General features: G+C 70.0%; 16 protein-coding genes and 1 pseudogene. 3 read left to right on the top strand and 14 right to left on the bottom strand.

Translation table 11 applies throughout. The features are described from left to right. The first annotated feature begins 19 nt into the window (after nucleotides 1-19). Nucleotides 20-1,033: a LacI family DNA-binding transcriptional regulator gene (locus BUE42_RS02785; protein ID WP_073462572.1), complete on the top strand. Its 1,014-nt coding sequence runs from the start codon at nucleotides 20-22 to the stop codon at nucleotides 1,031-1,033. Between the two features lie 29 nt (nucleotides 1,034-1,062). Here the strand turns inward: BUE42_RS02785 and BUE42_RS02780 are convergent. After that, nucleotides 1,063-1,266: pseudogene (locus BUE42_RS02780) on the bottom strand (DNA-binding protein); the annotation flags it as partial. Between the two features lie 609 nt (nucleotides 1,267-1,875). On the opposite strand from BUE42_RS02780, the gene infA reads away from it, so the two are divergent. After that, a complete protein-coding gene (gene infA / locus BUE42_RS02770; protein ID WP_047501667.1) occupies nucleotides 1,876-2,118 on the top strand; it encodes a translation initiation factor IF-1 in 243 nt (80 codons plus the stop codon). Between the two features lie 14 nt (nucleotides 2,119-2,132). On the opposite strand, the gene BUE42_RS02765 is transcribed toward infA, so the two are convergent. The 6 genes from BUE42_RS02765 to BUE42_RS02740 all read right to left on the bottom strand — a co-directional run bounded on the left by BUE42_RS02765 (nucleotide 2,133) and on the right by BUE42_RS02740 (nucleotide 8,019). Then, the gene (locus tag BUE42_RS02765) at nucleotides 2,133-2,312 is read right to left on the bottom strand and encodes a hypothetical protein (protein WP_073462569.1); all 180 of its coding nucleotides are present in this window, start codon (nucleotides 2,310-2,312) and stop codon (nucleotides 2,133-2,135) included. A 64-nt stretch (nucleotides 2,313-2,376) separates the two neighbouring features. Then, nucleotides 2,377-2,982 carry a hypothetical protein gene (locus BUE42_RS02760; RefSeq protein ID WP_073462568.1) on the bottom strand — a complete coding sequence of 202 codons (606 nt, stop codon included), beginning with the start codon at nucleotides 2,980-2,982 and terminating at the stop codon, nucleotides 2,377-2,379. 20 nt (nucleotides 2,983-3,002) lie between these two features. Further along, on the bottom strand, nucleotides 3,003-3,380 hold the full coding sequence (locus BUE42_RS02755) for a type II toxin-antitoxin system VapC family toxin (RefSeq protein ID WP_073462567.1): 378 nt from the start codon (nucleotides 3,378-3,380) through the stop codon (nucleotides 3,003-3,005). Further along, a complete protein-coding gene (locus BUE42_RS02750) occupies nucleotides 3,380-3,616 on the bottom strand; it encodes a type II toxin-antitoxin system Phd/YefM family antitoxin (RefSeq protein WP_073462777.1) in 237 nt (78 codons plus the stop codon). Before BUE42_RS02750 ends, BUE42_RS02755 begins: the two co-directional genes overlap by 1 nt. A 67-nt stretch (nucleotides 3,617-3,683) precedes the next feature. Then, a complete protein-coding gene (locus BUE42_RS02745; protein ID WP_159445358.1) occupies nucleotides 3,684-5,525 on the bottom strand; it encodes a DUF885 domain-containing protein in 1,842 nt (613 codons plus the stop codon). Nucleotides 5,526-5,559: 34 nt separating this feature from the next. Continuing rightward, nucleotides 5,560-8,019, bottom strand: coding sequence for a penicillin-binding protein 1A (locus BUE42_RS02740; protein WP_073462566.1), 2,460 nt, complete (start codon nucleotides 8,017-8,019; stop codon nucleotides 5,560-5,562). A 145-nt stretch (nucleotides 8,020-8,164) separates the two neighbouring features. Here BUE42_RS02740 and mdeB point away from each other — a divergent pair, with 145 nt between their 5' ends. Then, on the top strand, nucleotides 8,165-10,858 hold the full coding sequence (gene mdeB, locus BUE42_RS02735) for an alpha-ketoglutarate dehydrogenase (protein ID WP_073462565.1): 2,694 nt from the start codon (nucleotides 8,165-8,167) through the stop codon (nucleotides 10,856-10,858). A gap of 6 nt (nucleotides 10,859-10,864) precedes the next feature. Here mdeB and BUE42_RS02730 read toward each other — a convergent pair whose 3' ends face one another. The 7 genes from BUE42_RS02730 to BUE42_RS02700 form a co-directional block, all read right to left on the bottom strand. Then, the gene (locus tag BUE42_RS02730; RefSeq protein ID WP_073462564.1) at nucleotides 10,865-13,300 is read right to left on the bottom strand and encodes a DUF3772 domain-containing protein; all 2,436 of its coding nucleotides are present in this window, start codon (nucleotides 13,298-13,300) and stop codon (nucleotides 10,865-10,867) included. A gap of 122 nt (nucleotides 13,301-13,422) precedes the next feature. Continuing rightward, nucleotides 13,423-14,070, bottom strand: coding sequence for a hypothetical protein (locus tag BUE42_RS02725; RefSeq protein WP_143171266.1), 648 nt, complete (start codon nucleotides 14,068-14,070; stop codon nucleotides 13,423-13,425). 288 nt (nucleotides 14,071-14,358) lie between these two features. Beyond that, nucleotides 14,359-15,180 (bottom strand): transporter, encoded by an 822-nt coding sequence (locus tag BUE42_RS02720; protein WP_073462562.1) that lies wholly within the window; start codon nucleotides 15,178-15,180, stop codon nucleotides 14,359-14,361. Next, on the bottom strand, nucleotides 15,177-16,340 hold the full coding sequence (locus tag BUE42_RS02715) for a HupE/UreJ family protein (protein WP_073462561.1): 1,164 nt from the start codon (nucleotides 16,338-16,340) through the stop codon (nucleotides 15,177-15,179). The genes BUE42_RS02720 and BUE42_RS02715 overlap by 4 nt, the downstream gene beginning before the upstream one ends. Beyond that, complete coding sequence (locus tag BUE42_RS02710; RefSeq protein ID WP_073462560.1) at nucleotides 16,337-17,536, bottom strand: hypothetical protein; 1,200 nt, start codon at nucleotides 17,534-17,536, stop codon at nucleotides 16,337-16,339. Before BUE42_RS02710 ends, BUE42_RS02715 begins: the two co-directional genes overlap by 4 nt. A 60-nt stretch (nucleotides 17,537-17,596) precedes the next feature. Beyond that, a complete protein-coding gene (locus BUE42_RS02705; RefSeq protein WP_073462559.1) occupies nucleotides 17,597-17,860 on the bottom strand; it encodes a hypothetical protein in 264 nt (87 codons plus the stop codon). A 10-nt stretch (nucleotides 17,861-17,870) separates the two neighbouring features. Next, entirely contained in the window at nucleotides 17,871-19,397 is a 1,527-nt protein-coding gene (locus BUE42_RS02700; protein ID WP_073462558.1) for a DUF4331 domain-containing protein, read from the bottom strand. Between the last annotated feature and the right edge of the window lie 219 nt (nucleotides 19,398-19,616).

Raw genomic sequence — 19,616 nt, 5'->3', positions numbered from 1 at the left:
TCTGGGGCAGGTGCAATCAGTGGGCACGATCAAGGATGTGGCGCGACTGGCAGGTGTCGGCGTCGCCACGGCATCACGCGTGATTTCGGGCAAGGGGCCGTTCTCGGCCGACTCGGCTTCGCGCGTGCAGGCGGCCATCGAGCAGCTGGATTTCCGGCCCTCGCGGATCGCGCGCGCGCTGTCGATGAAGAGCACCAACGCGATCGGCGTCTACGTGCCCGATTTCAAGGGGCCGTTCTACGGCCCGATGCTGCATGCGATCGACATGGAGCTGCGCGCGCTGGACCGCCACATGGTGATCGCCAACGGCCACGGTGGCGAAGACGTGCGCGAGCAGGCGCTGAACGGCATCGAGTTCCTGATGGACCGGCAGTGCGAGGGCATGCTGCTGACGACCTATGCGCTGCGCGATGCCGACATCCTGGCGCTGAAGCGGCGCTTCCCGAACCTGGCGGTGGTCAACCGTGACGTGAAGGGCATGCGCAGCCATTGCTTCACGGTCGACCACAAGGCCGGCGGGGCGCTTGCGGCGCGCACGCTGCTGGAGCACGGGCACCGCCGCATCGCGGTGATCGCGGGGCCGTCGGGCGCACCGGACAACCGGCTGCGGCTGCAGGGCTTCTTCGACACGCTGGCCGCGGCCGGCATCGCGCGCGAATCGGTGCCGACGATGACCGGTGACTTCGCGGCCGAGAGCGGCTGGGCCGGCACCGAACAGCTGCTGGCCGACAAGGCGCGCTTCACCGCGATGTTCTGCTGCAACGACCAGATGGCGATGGGCGCGATGTCGCGTCTGCAAGCCGCCGGCCTCACGGTGCCGGGCGACGTCTCGGTGATGGGCTACGACGACACCGACATCGCCGCGTGGCTGTCGCCGCGCCTGACGACGATCCGCATCGTCGTCGGCGACATGGGCCTGAACGCCTGCCGGCTGCTGTCGAACCTGTGCTTCGGCACCGCACTCCCGGTGTCGCGCGAGTTCAGCCCGGAGCTGATCCTGCGGGATTCGCTGGAGAGGCCGAAGAAGGGCTGAGTTCAGAGGGCCGAGGCGTGCAGCCTGAAGCCCAGCGCCTTGGCCACTTGGCTCATGCCCTTGGCCCGCGCAATGTCGCCCAATGCCCGTGCGATACCCGCGGCGTCATCCGGCGCTTCTTCCAGCCAGGCATCCAGGTAGGCCGCCATTGCTTCCGGCGTTCGCAGATGCCCTGCCACGTCGTACGGCGTCGCCTTCGTTCGGACGGGTTTCTTCGACTCGGTCTTGGGCATGGAAGGCTACTCCTCAAAATGCGTTCCGTGACGAGAACAAGGCGCCAGGGCGCGGATCGTGACGGTCATCTGACTGCTCGTGAAATGGGCGACCGCGCAGTGTTCCGGCCCGACGTGTCATCGGCATGACACGCTGCCCGCCTCGAACGCCCAGTCGTTCACGGGGATACCGCCGTGCAGGCGTGGCCTGAAAAAGCCCGCAGTGGTAGACTCCGTGCTTCCTCCTGGCGCGTGTCGGGCGGCCTGTCCCGCGGGCTGCATCCTCTGACGGCATCGACGCCCCTACTCCCGACCGACGCTGCAGCAGCCGTTTCCGATGGCACTCGCAAGCCGGTCGCGCCCTTGAAAGAACTGCATCAAGACCTCGATCGAAATCGGCAGATACCTCGTCTCGCCACTCAGCCATTCCCGCAGCGACGGCCGCCATGAGGCCGCCGTCTCCATCCGCAGCGGCCGCGGCAGCGCCACCCACGACCGGGTGATGCGCTTCTCGCCGCTCTTCCAGACCGCACGCGCCGCATTGCGCTACGCCACCGACCAGGGCCTCGCCTGGGTCGCGGGCCGCAGCGCGGCCGTGCCATCCCCGTCCAACCCCTAAGGAGTGTCCTCATGGCCAAGGAAGAACTGATCGAAATGAGCGGCGTCGTCAACGAAATCCTGCCGGACTCGCGTTTCCGCGTGACGCTGGAAAACGGCCACAAGCTGGTGGCCTACACGTCGGGACGCATGCGCAAGCACCACATCCGCATCCTGGCGGGCGACAACGTGTCGCTGGAAATGTCGCCGTACGACCTGAGCAAGGGGCGGATCACGTTCCGCCACCTCGGGCGTCCGCCGCAGCAGAACCGCTGAGGTTCTGCCCGGCCTCAGGAGGCCGTCGTCTTCGCCTTTTCGGTGTCGGCGGCAGCCGCCTTGGCCAGTTCGTTGTAGACCATGGTGAACAGCGCGCCCACGTCCTCGATCTTCGTGCGTGTCACCCCCGGTGCCGGGTTGGTGATCAGTGCGGCCGTGATCGTGGCGGCGGGTTGCAGCAGGAGTTGGTTCATGAGGGTCTCGACAAGTTGAGGCCCATCGTAGCCGCCATGCGTCCCTCGGGACGCAATGGCCTTGCTAGGCGAGCGGCGCCTCGTCGCCGAAGCTCATCCCGAGCGCCGCGGCCGAGCGCTTCATCCGCTCGATGCGCTGCGCCAGTTGCTCGGTCTCGCGCTGCTGCATCTCGTCGAGAGAACTCATCAGCGCCTGGAAGCGGTCGAGGTCTTCGTCGGCCTCGAACAGCACGCCGTCGTCGGTGAAGGTCAGCTTCGCGCGGCGTTCTTCGATCAGCTCGCAAACCTGTTCGGCCGCAGCGATCCAGCGGTCGCGGTTCTCGTAGAACTCGCGCTGCGCGTTGAACTGCCATTCGAGCATCGGCACGATGCGATCCCGTTCGGCATCGCGCACCGCCTCGGGCAAATCCTCCAAAGCCTTGGCCATCTCGCCGGCGAATCCCACCATCAGCTTCTGGTACGCCTGCCGGTGCGTCGCGGTCAGCTCGCGCAGCTCGCCGAGCGTCGCGATCGAGGCCTGGGTGCCAGCGGGCGTCGACAGGCGGTCGGGCATCAGCACCTTGTCGAGTTGCAGCTCGACCTGCCGCTGGTGGTAGGCCTTCGCCACCTGCATGCCGATGTGCGAGTAGCGGCGGGCGATCTGGATCAGCGGTGCTTCAGAGGTCGACATGGCGGCAAATGGAATGGGTATCAGATCGGAATCACGAGGTCTGTGTATTGGGCGAGGATGGCGTCCGCACTGAGCAGCCGCAGCGGTTCGGTCAATGCCTGCGCCACGAGCAAGCGGTCGAAAGGATCGTTGTGATGCAACGGCAATCGATGCGTCGCGGCGGCATGCACCGAGCGTACCGGCAGTTCGATGAAGCCGCTCGCCGCTATGGCAGCCACGAGTTCGTCGGCATCGGCGTCGATCTTTCCGAGGCGAGACTTGATGGCGATTTCCCAGATCGAAGCCGCCGACACATGAACCTCATCGGCCGACTCGATCAAGCGACGGGAACTTGCCTTCAATTTCGATGACCCCGCGACGGCCCACAGGAAAACGTGCGTGTCCAGCAACAAGCGCATCAACGCCCCTCGAAGCCTGCAATCACGTCGTCCGGCAGTGGCGCGTCGAAATCCGCAGCGATCTTGACCTTGCCCTTGAGGACCCCGAACCGGATCTTGCGTTCCGGCGCTGCGAGACGGGTGATTCGCACCAGCGGCTTGCCGTTGCGGCTGACCACCACGTCTTCACCCGCGGCAGCTTGATCGACCAGTTGGGACAGTCTTGTCTTTGCTTCGTAGATGTTGACGGGGTTCATGCGAGCGCCTTCGAGGTTGACCAAGTCTAGTCTAGAACCTGCGCGCGTCCTTTGTCGATCGATTCGGTCAGCCCTCCGCGTCCGGCCGCCCGCCACCGCGCGCGATCCAGGCGTCCACCCGCTGTTCCAGCACCGACAACGGCATCGCGCCGCTGTCGATCACCACCGCGTGGAAGTCGCGCAGGTCGAAGCGGGTGCCCAGCGCCTTCTGCGCCCGTTCGCGCAGCTCCAGCAGCTTGCGCTTGCCCAGCAGGTAGCCGAGCGCCTGGCTCGGGTTCGAGAAGTAGCGGTCGACCTCGCTGGCGGCGTTCGCCGGCTCGAGCCCAGCCTGCCGGATCATGTAGTCGACCGCCTTCGCTCGCGGCCACCGATAGGCGTGGATGCCGGTATCGACCACCAGCCGCGCCGCACGGAACAGCTGCGCCTGCAGGTGGCCGTAGTGCTGGTACGGGTCGCGGTACATGCCGAGCTGGAAGCCCAGCGATTCGGCGTACAGCGCCCAGCCTTCGCCATAGGCCACGTTCCAGCTGCCGCGACGGCGCCAGTCGTGCAGGCCCTCGATCTCGGCCGAGCGGGCGCCCTGCAGGTGGTGCCCCGGCACCGTCTCGTGCAGGAACAGCGTCTCCACCTCCCAGGTCGGCTCTGCAGCGAAGCCGCGCGCGTTCACCGTGAAATAGCCGGGCGTTCCGAGCTCCAGTGAGCCCGGCGTGTAGTTGGCCGCTGTGCTGCTGGCCGACTCCGACGCCGTCATGCCGCGCACCTCGTACGCCATGCGCGGCACGCTGTGGAACAGCGTCGGCAACTGCGGATCGATGCGCGCCGACATCGCACGGAAGGCGGCCAGCACCGCCTCTTCGGACGTGAAGAAGAAGCGCTTGTCGTGGCTCACGTAGTGCATGAACGCCTGCGTGCTGCCCTTGAAGCCGGTCTGCCGCGCCACCTGCGCGATCTCACGCCGCAGCCGTGCCACCTCGCGCAAACCGAGTGCGTGGATCTTGCCGGCGTCCTGGTCCGGCACGATGCCGGTGCGGATCAGGAAGTCGTAGTACGCCGCGCCGCCCGGCAGCGCCGCCAGGCCGACGTCGACCGGCGCCTTCGGCCGGTAGGTCGTCGCGAGGAATTCGCGCAGCCGGCGCAGCGCCGGCTGGTAGTCGTCGCGCACCGCGGCGCGCGCGGCCTGCAGCAGCGCGTCGCGCTGGTCCTGCGCCACCGCGGGCACGAAGGCCTTGAACGGCTTCAGCAGCACGCTGTCGTCCGCATCGGCCACCAGGTGCGCGTCGATGCCGGCGATCACCCGATCGACCACGCCGCGTGGCTGCACCCAGCCCGACTGCAGGCCGCGCACGAGAAGCTGCTGCGTCTGCTCCGCCATGCGGGGCACGCCCTTCACGCGGGCGGTGTAATCGCGGTAGTCGTCCGCGCTGCGCATCGGCGTCATCTGCGCGGCCAGCGGCATCATCGACTGGATGCCCCACAGCGTGGTCAGCACCAGTTCTTCCGAATGCACGAACTGCTGCGATTCGACGGCGATGCGCATCTTGTCCAGCAGCAGCTGGCGCGAGACCAGGTCCTGGCCGCGCAGGCCGGCCGGGCTGATCGCCTGCACGCGCGCGAGCATGTCGCGGTCGTAGGCCTGCACGCGCTGCTGTTCGGCGTCCGACAGGTCGGGCAGCGCCGCGTTGTAGCCGGGAATACCGAGCACCGTGGCCCACAAGGGCTCGCGACGGAAGTTCTCGGCGAGGTCGGTATCGAGCAGGCGGCGCAAGGCCACGGCCTCGGCCGACTGCGGCGCGGAGGCCGCTCCCTCGGGCGCGGCGGCCGGTTGCGCGTGGAGCGTGCCCGTCGCTGCGATCAGCAGGGCAAGCAGGGCAGGCTGCGCGGCACGCAGCCAGGTCATCGGAAAGCTCATCTGGGTCTTCTCCCGGGTCAGGTCGTCGAAAGCCTCATGGGCTGGAGTCGGAAGCCGCCGGTGCCGCGGGTGGCGGTGCCGGCTCTTCATGGAATGGAACCATCGGTTGAGGGCTCGGAGGGCTCGGTTGCGGCCGCGGCGCAGGCCGATCGCCCGGCGACTTCGGCACGCCGGTCTTCGGGTCCAGGCCCATGCCGCTGAGCACCTGCCCGAGCTCCTCCGAGGTCTTGGGCGGCTGGTCGTCGCCGTTCGCCGGATCGAGGCTGCCACCCTCGCCCTCGTTCGCGCCCTCGGGCGCCGATGCCGCCGGCTCGACCGCCGGCACCGGCACGCGCGGCGGCGGGAAGCTCGCCTTCGGGTCGACCAGCCCCTTCTTCTGCGCATCGCGGAAGAAATCGCCGACCAGCCGCACCGCGTTGTGCCCGCCCTGGCCCCACCAGCTGCTGCGCAGCGTGACCCGCGCATCGTTGAAGCCGACCCACGCGCCGGCCACCAGCTCCGGGTGCATCAGGATGAACCAGCCGTCGGTGTTCTTCTGCGTGGTGCCGGTCTTGCCGGCCAAGTCGCCGGTCACGCCGAAGCGCGTGCGCACCTGCGTGCCGGTGCCGCGTGCGATCACGCCGCGCATCATGTCGATCAGGTCGGTGGCGGCCTCGGGCGACATGCCGCGACGCGGCGATTCGCCGAACTCGGCGATCACCCGGCCACTGCGGTCCTTGATGCGCTTGACGAACAGCGGCTTGTGCACGCTGCCCACCTGCGCGATCGACGCATAGGCGTTCACCATCTCCAGCAGCGTGACCGGGCTGGTGCCGAGCGCGAGCGACGGCACCGGCTCGAGCGGGCTCTGGTCGACGCCGAGCGACTTCGCGAGCGCCACCACGCGCGGGATGCCCACCTCCTGCATGACCTGCGCGGTGATGGTGTTCTTCGACAGCGCGAGGCCGTCGCGGATCGTCATCGGCTGCCCGGTCGAGCCCGACATGTCGGTCGGGCGCCAGACGGTGCCGCCCATCGTGACCTCGACCGGCCCGTCGACGAAGGTGCGGTCGGGTGTGAGCCCGGCCTCCAGCGCCGCGCCGTAGACGAAGGGCTTGAAGGTCGAGCCGGGCTGGCGCTCGGCCTGCGCGACGTGGTCGTACTGCTCCTGCGCGAAATCGCGGCTGCCGACCCAGGCGCGGATCTCGCCGTTGCGCGGGTCCATTGCGACGAAGCCGGCCTCCAGCCGCGTCTTCTGCGCCTTCAGCTTCGCGATGAACGGCGCATCGGCGCGCAGCTTCTCGAGCGCTTCGCCCGGGCCCGCGCCGCCTTCGACCGCCTGCTTGAACTCCGGCGTCTCGCGCAGGAACGCGGTGACGAGGTCGCGCCGCCCGGTCCACAAGAAGCCGAACGGCTCGGCCTTGCCCAGCAGCTTCGCGTAGGCCTCGGGCGCGTTCGACACCGGCGGCAGTGCGGGGCGGCTCCATTCGGCGTCGGCCACCTGCTGCAGCGCATCGGCCTGCGCCTGCACTGCCCGCATCGCTTCATCCTGCAGCCGGCTGTCGAGCGTGGTCTCGATCACCAGGCCGTCGGCATACAGGTCTTGATCATGCTCATCGGCCCAGTCGAGCAGCCACTTGCGCGCATAGGCCGCGAAGTGCGGCGCGGTGGCCGGGAAATCGGGTTGCCGGCTCCAGTGCAGCTGCAGCGGCTGCGCGCTCAGCGTGCGCAGCTGCTCGTCGGTGATCGCCTGCGCCTTCGCCATCTGCGACAGCACCACGTTGCGCCGCGCGAGCGCCCGCTCGGGGTGCTGCACCGGGTTGTAGTACTGGGTGCCCTTCAGCATGCCGACCAGCGTGGCGCTCTGCAGCACGTCGAGCTCGGCCGCCGAGGTGTCGAAGTAGGTGCGCGCCGCCATCTCGATGCCGACCGCGTTGTACAGGAACGGCACGGTGTTCAGGTAGGCCTCGAGGATCTGGGTCTTGTCGTAGACGCGCTCGATGCGCATCGCGGTGACCCATTCCTTGCCCTTGCGGTGCAGGGTGCGGGCGCGCCCGACCTCGTCGCGAAACAGGTTGCGCGCCAGCTGCTGAGTGATCGTGGAGCCACCCTGCATGTCGCCGGTGGCGCTGTGCAGCACCGCGCCGAACGAGCGGATGAAGTCGATGCCGTGGTGATCGTAGAAGCGGCGGTCCTCGGTGGCGACCAGCGCCTTCACGACGAAGGGCGAGATCTTGTCGAGCGTCAGCCGCTCCTGCTGGGCGCGCCGGAAGCTCGCGATCTGCTGGCCGTCGGCCGACAGCAGCACGCTGGGCTGCTGTGCCTGCACCTGCTTCAGGTCGTCGATGCTGGGCGTGATGCGCAGCAGCACCACGATGTAGATGCCGAGCGCCACGGCCAGCACCGCGGCAGCGAGCCCCGACCACAGTGCGATGCGCCGCAGGCGCTCGCGCCACACGGGCGCGGGCTCGAAGCCGGGCACGGTGGGCAACGGGTCGGGGCGGAATGGCGGCATCGGGGTCCTTCAAGACAACTGCCGGACAGCGGGCAAACGGCGGGCCGGGTGGGCGAGTCTATGCAATGTCCCGCCGGGGGCGGTTCCGCACGCGGTTTCAACATGTTCTTCTATAGTCTCGGCTCCCCCGCTGCAGGACCGCCCCATGAACGGCCAGACCCCCCGCCACCTGCTCGCCCAGGCCGCGAGCGACACCGATCCGCTGGAAACCAGGGAGTGGCTCGACGCGCTGCGCGCCAGCGTCGCCGAGAGCGGCAGCGAGCGCGGCCTGTACCTGCTGGAGCAGCTGGAAGAGCAGGCGCAGCAGCTGGGCATCGTGCCGCACGTGCAGCCGTACTCGGCCTACCGCAACACCATCCCGCTGGAGCGCCAGGGCCACTACCCGGGCGACCTCGCGATCGAGGAGCGCCTGACCGCGATCACGCGCTGGAACGCGCTCGCGATGGTGGTGCGCGCGAACCAGGCCTATGGCGAGCTGGGTGGCCACATCGCGAGCTATGCGTCGGCGGCCGAGATCTTCGAGCTGGGCTTCAACCATTTCTTCCGCGGCGACGACAGCCGCACGCCGGGCGGGCGCGATGCCGACCTGGTGTACTTCCAGCCGCATTCGGCGCCGGGCGTCTACTCGCGCGCCTTCCTCGAGGGCCGGCTCAGCGAGGAGCAGCTCGCGAACTACCGCCAGGAGGTCGGCGGCCGCGGCCTGTGCTCGTACCCGCACCCGTGGCTGATGCCGGAGTTCTGGCAGTTCCCGACCGGCTCGATGGGCCTCGGCCCGCTGAGCGCGGTGTACCAGGCGCGCTTCATGCGCTACCTGGCGCACCGTGGCCTGGCCGACACCGCGCAGCGCCACGTCTGGGGCGTGTTCGGCGACGGCGAGATGGACGAGCCCGAATCGATCGCCGGCCTGACGCTCGCTGCGCGCGAGCAGCTCGACAACCTGACCTTCGTCGTCAACTGCAACCTGCAGCGGCTCGATGGCCCGGTGCGCGGCAACGGCCAGATCATCCAGGAGCTCGAATCGCTGTTCACCGGTGCCGGCTGGAACGTCGTCAAGGTGCTGTGGGGTTCCGACTGGGATGCGCTGTTCGCGCGCGACACCCAGCACGTGCTGCTGCAGCGGCTGGCCGCCACCGTCGACGGCCAGTACCAGACGCTGGGCGCGAACGACGGCGCCTACAACGTCGAGCATTTCTTCCGGCAGGACCCGCAGGTGCAGGCGCTGGTGGCGCACATGGGCGTCGACGAGATCGATGCGCTGAAGCGTGGCGGGCACGACTTCCGCAAGCTGCATGCGGCCTTCGCCGCGGCGCGGGCGCACAAGGGCCGGCCGACGGTGATCCTCGCGAAGACCAAGAAGGGCTTCGGCATGGGCGGCGTCGGCGAATCGCGCATGACCTCGCACCAGGCGAAGAAGCTCGACGTGAGCGCGCTGAAGGCCTTCCGCGACCGCTTCGCGCTGCCGCTGTCGGACGATGACGTGGCCGCGCTGCGCTTCTACAAGCCGGCCGACGACAGCCCCGAGATGGTCTACCTGCACGAGCGCCGCCGCGCGCTCGGCGGAGCGCTGCCGGCGCGCAAGCCGCAGGCGCCGGTGCTGCCGGTGCCGCCGCTGGCCGGCTGGGGCGGCTTCGCGCTGCAGGCCGACGGCAAGGAGATGTCGACCACGATGGCGGCGGTGCGCATGTTCGCCGGGCTGCTGAAGGACGAGGCGCTCGGGCCGCGCATCGTGCCGATCGTCGCGGACGAGGCGCGCACCTTCGGCATGGCGAGCCTGTTCCGGCAGATCGGCATCTACTCGCCGCACGGGCAGCTGTACGAGCCGGAGGACGCGGGCTCGATGCTGTCGTACCGCGAGGCGAAGGACGGCCAGCTGCTCGAGGAAGGCATCACCGAGGCCGGCGCGCTCGCGTCGTGGATCGCGGCCGGCACCTCGTACAGCGTGCACGGGCTGCCGATGCTGCCGATGTACATCTACTACTCGATGTTCGGCTTCCAGCGCGTCGGCGACCTGATCTGGGCGGCGGCCGACCAGCGCGTGCGCGGCTTCCTGTTCGGTGCCACCGCGGGCCGCACGACGCTCGGCGGCGAGGGCCTGCAGCACCAGGACGGCAGCAGCCTGGTGATGGCCGCGATGGTGCCGAACTGCCGCGCGTGGGATCCGGCCTTCGCCGGCGAGGTCGCGGTGATCATGGACCATGCGGCGCGGCGCATGCTGGAGCAGCAGTGCGACGAGTTCCACTACATCACGCTGATGAACGAGAACTACGCGCAGCCGTCGCTGCCGGACGCGGCGCACGCCGACCTGCTGCGCGGCATGTACCGGCTGCAGGCGCAGGCGGTGAAGAAGCCGGCCGGCAGTGTGCGGCTGCTCGGCAGCGGCGCGATCCTGCGCGAGGTGATCGCCGCGGCCGAGCTGCTGGCCACCGACTGGAAGGTGGCGAGCGAGGTGTTCAGCGTGACGAGCTTCAGCGAGCTGGCGCGCGAGGCCCGCGAGTGCGACCGCGCCGAGCGGCTGGGCGGTGCGCCGGCGGTGTCGCACGTGGCGACGCTGCTGGCCGGCGACGACCCGGTGATCGCCGCGACCGACTACGTGCGCGCGTGGCCGCAGCTGATCGCCGAGTTCGTGCCGGCGCGCTACGCGACGCTCGGCACCGACGGCTTCGGCCGCAGCGACACGCGCCAGCAACTGCGCCGCTTCTTCGAGGTCGACCGGCACCAGGTGGTGCTGGCGGCGCTGCAGGCGCTGGTGCGCGAAGGCACGCTGGAGCGCGGGGTGCTGGCGCAGGCGGTCGCGAAGTACGGCGTGGATGCGGCGGCACCGGCGCCGTGGCAGGCCTGAGTCCGTTCAAGCCGGGCCCGGCGGCGCATCCCTCAGCACCATCGCCGCCGGCTTCGACATCGGCACCCCCGCCTCGCGCAGCCCGCCCAGCACGGTGAACAGCAACGCGCTCTTCACCGCATACGACTGTCGCGGCGACAGCACGTAGCCGGTGGCGTTGAACACCAGGTTGCCGTTGTCGAAGCCGTCGAGGTAGACCTTCGGCGCCGGCGTCTCCAGCACGTCTTCGTGCTCGATGAAGGCCTGCAGCAGCAGGTCGCGCACGCGCTCGGTGTCGGTGTCCAGCGGCATCGGCAGCTTGATCTGCACCAGGCCCAGCGGGCTCGCGTGCGTGACGTTGCGCACCGTCTTCGTGATGAACTCCGAGTTCGGCACGATCACCGTCGAGCGGTCGCCCATCTGGATCTCGGTGGCGCGCACGTTGATGCGGCGGATGTCGCCCTCGATGCCGCCCAGCGTGACCCAGTCGCCCACCTTCACCGGCCGCTCGGCCAGCAGGATCAGCCCCGAGACGAAGTTCGACACCACCGCCTGCAGCCCGAAGCCGATGCCCACCGACAGCGCGCTCGCGATCCACGCGATCTTGTCGAGCGCGAGGCCGATGGCCGACAGCCCGAACGCGATCGCGAGCACCGTGCCGACGAAGCCGAACAGCGTGGTGGTCGAGCTGCGCATGCCGGCGTCGAGCCGCGTGGTCGGCAGGAAGCTGCGCGTCAGCCAGCGCTTGAGCGCACGCACCGCCAGCATGCTGAGGCCGAACACCAGCAGAGCGCGCAGCACCGCGATCGGCCGCACCTGCAGCTCGCCGACCGCGACGCCCACATCGAGCTGGCCGAGCCGCTGCCACAGGTCGCCCGGGCCTTCGCCGAACGGCGCGAGGATCAGCACCAGCGCCACCAGCAGCACCGCGAGCTGCAGGCCGCCGGCGCCGATCACGGCCACCTGGTTGCGCAGGTGCGACGGCGACACCGCGGCGTCCGAGTGCGCCTCGATCGCGCCATCGGGCGCCTCCGCGTCCGGATCGGTGAGCGGCGGCGAACGCACCCAGGTGTCGAAGACATCGCCCACCAGCAAGGTCAGCAGGTAGGCCGTCAGCGAGACGACGAACACCCAGACCACCTGGCGCGCGACGAAGCCGCCGAGCGCCACGTAGCCGATCACGATGCAGACGACGCTCGCGACCAGCGCGAGCCACACGCCGCCCAGCATCAGCGAAACCCACAGCGGCCGCGGCAGCGCGTCGAGCGGGGATGCCGGGTCCGGTTGCGGCTCGGCCGACGCGGTGGCCAGCGCGGCGCGGCGCAGCCGCTCGCCATGGCGCAGGCTGCGGCCGACGACGAGTGCCAGCACCAGCGCGTAGACGCAGTTGATCGCGACCTCGGCCGCGAGATCGGCCTGCGCCAGCACGGCCAGCCGCTGGATCAGCCAGCCGGCGAGCGTGACGACGGCAATCACCGCCGGTTGCCGGCGCAGCGCCTGCGCCAGCGCGTCGGGCATCGGCACGAGCCGCCAGGCCGGCTGGTCGGCGGCCAGCAGCGCGCGCCCGAGCCCGGCGAGGTAGGCCGAGAACACCACCGCGCCGACGAAGCTCGCGAGCAGGCCGTGCAGCGGCTCGGGCGTCGGGCGCTGCCAGTTCAGGCCGAGCACCAGGCCCCACGCGATGGCGCCGGGCACGAGCATCCGCAGCAGCGTCTGCGCCAGCGCGTACAGCGTGCGGCGCACCCGCGCGGCCGGCGAATGCGTGGCGGCCAGCCGCGTGACGACGCGCCCGAGTGCGATGCGCAGCGCGATGCCGATCAGCGCGACGCCGAGCCACGCCAGCCACGCCGCGGCCGACATGCGGGCGAATGCCGCGCCGAGCTGGTTCTGCCACGGCGAGGGCGTGGCCTCGCCCGGCGAGAAGAGGTCGCGCAGGTCGTGCCAGAACGAGGTGCTCAGCAGCGCATCGGTGCGCTCGAACAGGTGCGCCTGGAAGCGCGAGCGGCGCTGCCGCGCGGCCTGGTCGGCGAGCTGCAGGCTCTCGACCGACAGCAGCCGTGCGAGCTTGATGCGCGCGTTCAGCGACTCGGTGGTCTTCTGCAGGCTGTCGCGCTGGGTCGCGACGTCGCTGTCCTCGCGCGTGCCGTCGGGGGCGGCACCGAGCTCGGTCAGCCGCGCCTGCGCCCGCGCGAGTTCGGGCGCCTGGGTCTGCGCGATCTGCTCGGCATGCTGCTGGATCTCGAGCAGCACGTCGCGCATCGCGACCAGCTCGGCATCGGGGCTGTCGGCCTGCAGGCGCTTCTCGATCGAATCGACGCGCTGGCGGGCGGATTCGAGCACCGCGTCGGCATCATCGGCGGGTTGGGCCGTCGCGGTGGCGGCGCCCAGCGTCAACAGCAGCGTGAACAGCAATGAGCGCGTGATGCGTGTCAGAAAGGGAACAGCCTGTGGTCGGCCTGGCATGCGGTCGGCTCCATTCGAAAGGGCGGCGGGAACCGTGCATCCTGCCACCGTGCTGCAGGGCATGGCAAACGGAGGGCCTGCAGCGGCTGCGTGATCGGCGCATGGAAGGCCGAACGACCCGGCTACACCTGCGCCTGCATCGTCGAGTCGCTGATGTCGTCAGGGAAGGTGACGACCCCGAGGGGATGGCTGCGAAGCTCGGCGAGGGCGGCCAGGTAGGCGCGGGCATGGCCCCTGTCGGCGGCGCGCTGGAGCGTCGCCAGGCACGTGGACACGGCTTGATCCGAGAAGGCGCGGGGCGCTGGGCAGGGGCTTGGTTGCCGTGGCGGCCGTTGTTCTTGAAACCTCTCCAGATGAGCTGACAGCAGGGGCTTCAGGGCCGATTCGAGTTCGGTGATGCAGGAGGTCACTTGCGGCAGCATGGCTCGCAGGGAGGCCTCCAGCGGCCTCTCTCTCGGGCCGCCGCCGAGGTCGACCGAGGCTTTCTCGAGCAGTTCCTCGAAGGCGCGGACATCGCACTTGTCCGCGGCGGCCCGCAGCTGCTCCAGATGCTTCGAGGTGAAGCCTTCCAGCACCCCGTGCACGGTGAAGTCGTCCTGGGTCGCGTCGACGTCGGGGCGACCGGAACAGGTGACAGGCAAGATGCTGCCCAGCGTCTCGGAGATCCCGACCTCGTGATGGTCGAGGAGCGTCGTCAACGATTCTTTTTCCAGGGCATCGTTGACCTCTCTTTCGGCGTTCGCCAGCAGCTTGTCGACGCCTGCCTTCATCGATTCGATTGAGGGAGCGTCCTGCGTGGCGAGGCCGCGGGCCCGCAAGATTCCGCGGAGCGGCCTGACCCGTGCAGGAACCTCGGGGATGGGCGGCTGTTGGGCAAGGGGCCTGGGTGTCAGCGGAGGCGAAGTCGGGGTGCGCATGGGGAAACACGGGAGTGGTTGTCCGCATGAGTGGTGGATGCCGGCAATTCGTCCCATCGGCCGCATCGATTCAGCCGCGTGCACGCCTCCACCGCTCAGCGCGAAAAGCTGACGTGGGTGGTGATCCTGATCATGGCGGTCCTAGAAGCGGAACGAGACGCCGACGCCCCATTGCAGGTCGGGCGTGTCGCGGGTCAACCCGCGCGAGGCCGAGAGGTCGAGCTGCAGCGAATCGTTCACCAGGTACGACGCGCCGAAGTCGAAGCTGACGACGTTGCCGCCGTGCGCCCGGCTCGCCAGTTGCTGGCCGGCGATCTCGACGAAGGTGTGCCAGGCCGGCGACCAGCCCTTGCTGAGCGTCACCGCGAAGATGCCGGACGCGAAGCGCGAACCGTCGTCGGCCTTGTCGGCGACGACGCCGGGCATCACGCCGATCGACATGTCGTTCGGCAGATCCCATTCGGCGACGAAGCGCAGCGACGGGCGCAGGCCCTGGCCGCGGAACGCAGCGGAGCCGGTGTCGAGGTCGACGTGCGCGAGCCAGGCCATGCCCGGCGTGCCGCGGGCTTCGTCGCCTTCCTGCGTGCGCCACTTGATGCCGATCGAGGTGTCGGCCGTGCCGCGCTCGGTCTGCGTGAGGCCGGTCGACAGGTCTTGCGTGCGGGTGCGCAGCACCCCGTCGGTCTCGACGCGGAATTCCATGTCGTCGCGAAAGCCCAGGCGCAGCAGCGTCGGCGTGCTGCGCGCGCGGGTCTTCAGGCCGTCGGCCTCGTTGCGCTCGAAGCCGAGCCCGGTCTCGATCTGCACGCGGCCGCGGCCGACGACATCGCTGGATTCGACGAAATCGGGGCGGTCGGTGGTGAGGGCGTCGGTCGCGCGTGCATGCGGCGCGGCCAGCGAGCCGACCATCACGGCGGTGGCGATGGTCGCTGCCCGCGTTGGCGAAAGGATGGCTGCTTTCATCTCGTCTCCCCGGCGAGAGGGTCCCGCACAGCCCATGGTATCTGGGCGCTCGCCACCTCGACGCTGGCCACGCCCAGCTTGATGTCGAAGGCGCGTTCGGTCAACCACAGCACCGCGACCAGCACGATCAGCGCCGAGCCGCCGCGCAGCAGCACGTGCCGGTAGAAGCGTGTCGCGCGCAGCGCCCAGACGGTCGTCACGAAGAAGGCGACGATCGCGAGCTGCCCCAGTTCGACGCCGAGGTTGAAGCCGAGCAGCGGCAGCGCGAGTGCGCCTTGCGCGAGACCGGCGTCCTTCAGCGCGCCTGCGAACCCGAAGCCGTGCACCAGCCCGAACGCGAAGGTGAGCTTCCAGCGGCCCTCGCGCACCATCGGCACCAGGTTGTTCAGCGCCGCGAACACCACGCTGGCCGCGATGACCGATTCGACCCAGCGCGACGGCGGGTTCACCAGATCGAAGGCGGCCAACGCGAGCGTGATCGAGTGCGCCACGGTGAAGGCGGTGACGACGCGCAGCACCTCGGCCAGCACCGGCTTCAGCCGCGGCGACGCCAGCACGGCCGGCAGCAGCAGTGCGAGCAGGAACAGGATGTGGTCGCTGCCGATCAGGATGTGGTGCACGCCTTCGGCGACGAAACCGGCGAAGGCAGGCCCGGTGGCGGCGCCGAAGCTGCGCGTCGCGGCACCGGGCACCAGCACCGCGGTCTCGCCACGGCCCTGCTGCTGCACGCGGACGATGCCGCGGTGCGTCGGATCGCTCTGCGCGAACAGCTGGTAGACGGGCGTCAAGCTTCGAACCGGCGCGGGGCAGGTCCAGCGCCGCGTCAACACCGCATAGCGGCCATCGCTGTGCTCGTCGAGCTGCGGCGTGCCGCTGGCGCCGGGCGTGCACGGCGCGCCGTCGGCCTGCACCGACAGGCCTTGCAGCGACAGCCGGTCGATGTCGGCCCAGCGCGTGCGCACCTCGCCCCAGGTGAGTCGCCCGTCATCGTCGGCATCGAGTGCGAGCTCGCGTTCCAGGTCGCGCAGCGCGATGTCGAAGCGCTGCGCCACGATGGCACCCTCGACCTTCAGCTGGACGTAGGCATCGCTCGGCTTGTGGGCCTGCGCGATGAGCGGCAGCAGGCCGAGGCAGGCGATCAGCAGGTGGCGCGCATTCATGATCCGCTCCCGGCCAGCGCCTGCAGGCGCGCATCCTGCCAGCCGGTGTCGCGGACCCGTTGCCACACGGGCTGTGCCGCCTGGGGTTGCGTGGCCGCCAACGCGGCGCGTGCCAGCAGCAGCGCGTCGGCCGGTTCCTTCTGGACGGCCCAGTTCGCCTGCGCGCTCGACAGGGCGGCCTGCGCGTCGCCCAGCAGGTCGAGTTCGTAGCGCGCTTGCTCGCGCCCATGGCTGCGGTCGCCGCGCTGGCGGGCCGCGTCGAAGCGCGCGGCCAGGGTCGCGATGGCTTGCGGCGCGCGCGGGTCGGCGCTGCGCTTCCAGGCGATCGCCAGGCGCAGCAGCAAGGCGTCCGCATCCTCGCGGCCGGCCAGCAGCGTGGCGACGTCGCGCTCGCGGTGCTGCGCCAGCAGCCAGTCGGCGCAGGCGGCCAGCGTGTAGACGTCGGGCAGCGATGATGCTGCCATCGCGCGCCGGTACAGCGCCTCGGCAGACGCATCGCCGCGGCGCTCGGCCAGTTCGGCCTGCACGAGCGCCAGCCAGCCGGCGTCGGCGTCCGCTTGTCGCGCCAGGGCGGCCAGCGCGGTCTCGGCCGCAGCGGCCTGGCCTTGCAGGCTCATCAACTCGGCACGGCAGACCTGCGCCGGCAGCCGCACCGCGCTGCCGAGTGCCGCGTAGTGCGCCCCCAGCAGGCGTTCGCACCCGGCGTCGGCCTCGCGCCAGCGGCCTTGCACCTGCAGCACCGAGGCGCGCGTCAGCTCGGCCTGCGCCTGGATGGCCAGCGGCACCGGTTGCGGGCCGGGCTGCAACAGCGCATCGAGGTCCTGCAGGGCCGGTGCGAAGTCGTGCTGGCTTTGCCGCACGATCGCGCGCAGCAGGCGCACCGGCGCCGGAGGGTGGGACTGGGTCCACCACGGCGCGAGGGCCGCCTGGGCTTGGCCGAGTTCGCGCGGGTCGCCGTCGCGGCGCGCGCGTTCGATGGCGTCGCTCGCGAGCCGCGTCGCGAGCTGCAGTTCAGCCGGGTGCTGGCGCAGCTGCTCGCGCAGCGCGCGTTGCTGCTGGCGCTCGGCAGCGTTGCCGATGCGGGCCGGCAGGCGTTCGACGAGGGTGTCGTCGCCGGCCGGAACGAAGGGGGCGGCGTGGCACAGCGCGGCATGCAGCAGCGCGACCGGCCAGCACCGGAAGATCGAGTGAAACATCGTCACCTCGCGTGGAAAAGGGGCCGTGACCCGGAGGGGCCTCCGGGTCACGGGTTCAGATCACAGCGTGGCCGGTTCGTCGGTCTCGCTGGTCGGCACGCTCGTGATGGCGTCCAGGCTCAGCGGCTCGCCGCTGTCGGACGCCACGTTCACCCGCGCCGCGGCGTACTCGGTGTACGCCGCCGGCGTGGCCGCCGCACTGACCGGCACCGCGGTTTCCTCCGGGGCCGGCGCGTCGCCGCCGGACCCTCCGCCACCGCACGCTGCCAGCAACGCGGCACCCACCAGGCTGGTGCCGAGCGCTTGAAGAAGCTGGTTGTTCATGCTGCGCTCCTCAATGCGTGCCGCCGATGGGCGTGGTCAGGTACGGGAAGCCCGGCAGTAGCGGCACCACGGCCTGGTCGACCGCGTCATGCAGCTTCAGCGAGGTGGCCCCCAGCGGCACGTTGGCCGGCTTGCAGGCCGCGCCGAAGCCGAACTTGTCGGTGTCGCCATTGGCCATGCACAGCCCGCCCATCACCGCGACCAGCGAGACGTCGACCACGTCGTCCTTCGGCCGGCGGCCGTTCGGGAAGCCGGCGTTGTCGGTGCCGCCCGCGAGGATGTTGCCGACGATGCCGAGCCGGTTCTGGTCGGCGAACGCCACCGGGGCGATCGCGGTGTTCAGCCGCAGCATTTCGGAGGGCATCACGTTCGCCGGCTGGTTCACGCCCTTGATGCCGGTCAGGAAGGCCGTCACGAGGTCGGTGCGCGGCAGGTTCTTCGGTGCGGTGCCGGGCAGCTTCAGCGCGATCTCCAGCAGCGCGGGCAGCGTGGGGTTCGCGACGTAGGCGGCGAACTGCGCGTCGTCCTTCGGCTTCGAGCCGTTGAAGCGGTCCTTGTCGGGCAGGCCGATCACCACCTCGTTGACCAGCGGCATGCCCAGGCGCGAGACCTGGGTCCAGGCGCCGCCGGCCTTCTCGGTGGTCTGGTGGCCGGCCTTCGGCGTCGGGTCGAGCAGGCGCACCTGGCGCAGGCTGGCGCTGGTCCAGCCGCCGATCACCGGGTCGGTGCCGGCGGTCAGGCAGCTCTTGTGCACCTCGAGCGCCAGCGTCGTGACGTTCTTGTCGTCGATGGTGTTCGGTGCCGCATTGATCAGCGCCGGGTCGGTGATCACGGCCACCGGCGCGTTGACCAGGTCGAAGATGGTGCCGAGGTTGACCGCGAACGGGTCCTTGCGCTGGCCGGCGAACACCTTGCCCGGCATCGCGCAGCCCGGGATGTTGACGTTGTAGATGTGCTTCGCCGCATAGGCGGCGTAGTCGGGCAGGGTCTTCACGCCGATGTTGTCGACCGGCTTGTCGAAGCTGGCACTGCCGCCGGCCGCGTTGGTGATCGCGCTGCGCCGGCCGCTGCGGCGGTCGCCGCGCACCACGTCGACGGTGTAGGTCTCGGTGAGGTTCAGCGAAGCCGAACGAACGTCGGTGACCGGCCCGGCCTGGATCAGCGGGATCGCGACGTTCTTGTCGCCGATCGGCAGCTTGACGTTGTTCAGCGTGTTCTTGAAGCGGAACTGGAAGCTCAGGTCTTCCTTCGCGTCGCCGTTGTTGTCGATGTGGATCTCGTACAGCGCGTTCGGATCCATCGAGAAGTAGTTCGGACCGCCGTAGGCGTCCTGCAGCGGCAGGTAGTTCGCGATCAGCGTGACGTAGTCGGTGCGGTCGGCCTCGTAGCTGCGGAACATGTAGAAATCGGTGGCGTCGACCTTGGGTTGCGTGGTGATGAACGGCGCCTCGCGATGGCTGGAGGCATGGGCGGCGGCGCACAGCGCGAGGGTCGCGGCGAGCGCGAGCGGCGCGCTGCGCAAACGGGTGGGTGTCATGGCTTCTCCTGGTGTGTTGGCATGGCAGCCGGCGGTGTGCCGGCTGCCTTGCGTTACGCCAGGAGCGGCGTGGTGGACGCAGCGGCATTGCCTCGACCCTCTGCCGGTATCGGGCTTGCATCCAAGGGGCAAGCAGCGGCGTAACGGCTGCCCGGACTGCCCGCCAGAGACAGCGCGACCCCTCGCTGCGGTCGTTGCAACTGGATGCGCGACAGTGCG

Origin of the sequence: Rhizobacter sp. OV335, assembly GCF_900142965.1 — a bacterium.
In the GTDB taxonomy this organism is placed as follows: domain Bacteria; phylum Pseudomonadota; class Gammaproteobacteria; order Burkholderiales; family Burkholderiaceae_C; genus Rhizobacter.
Note: the sequence above shows the minus strand (reverse complement) of the source record. Positions and strands in the feature narration are given on the sequence as shown.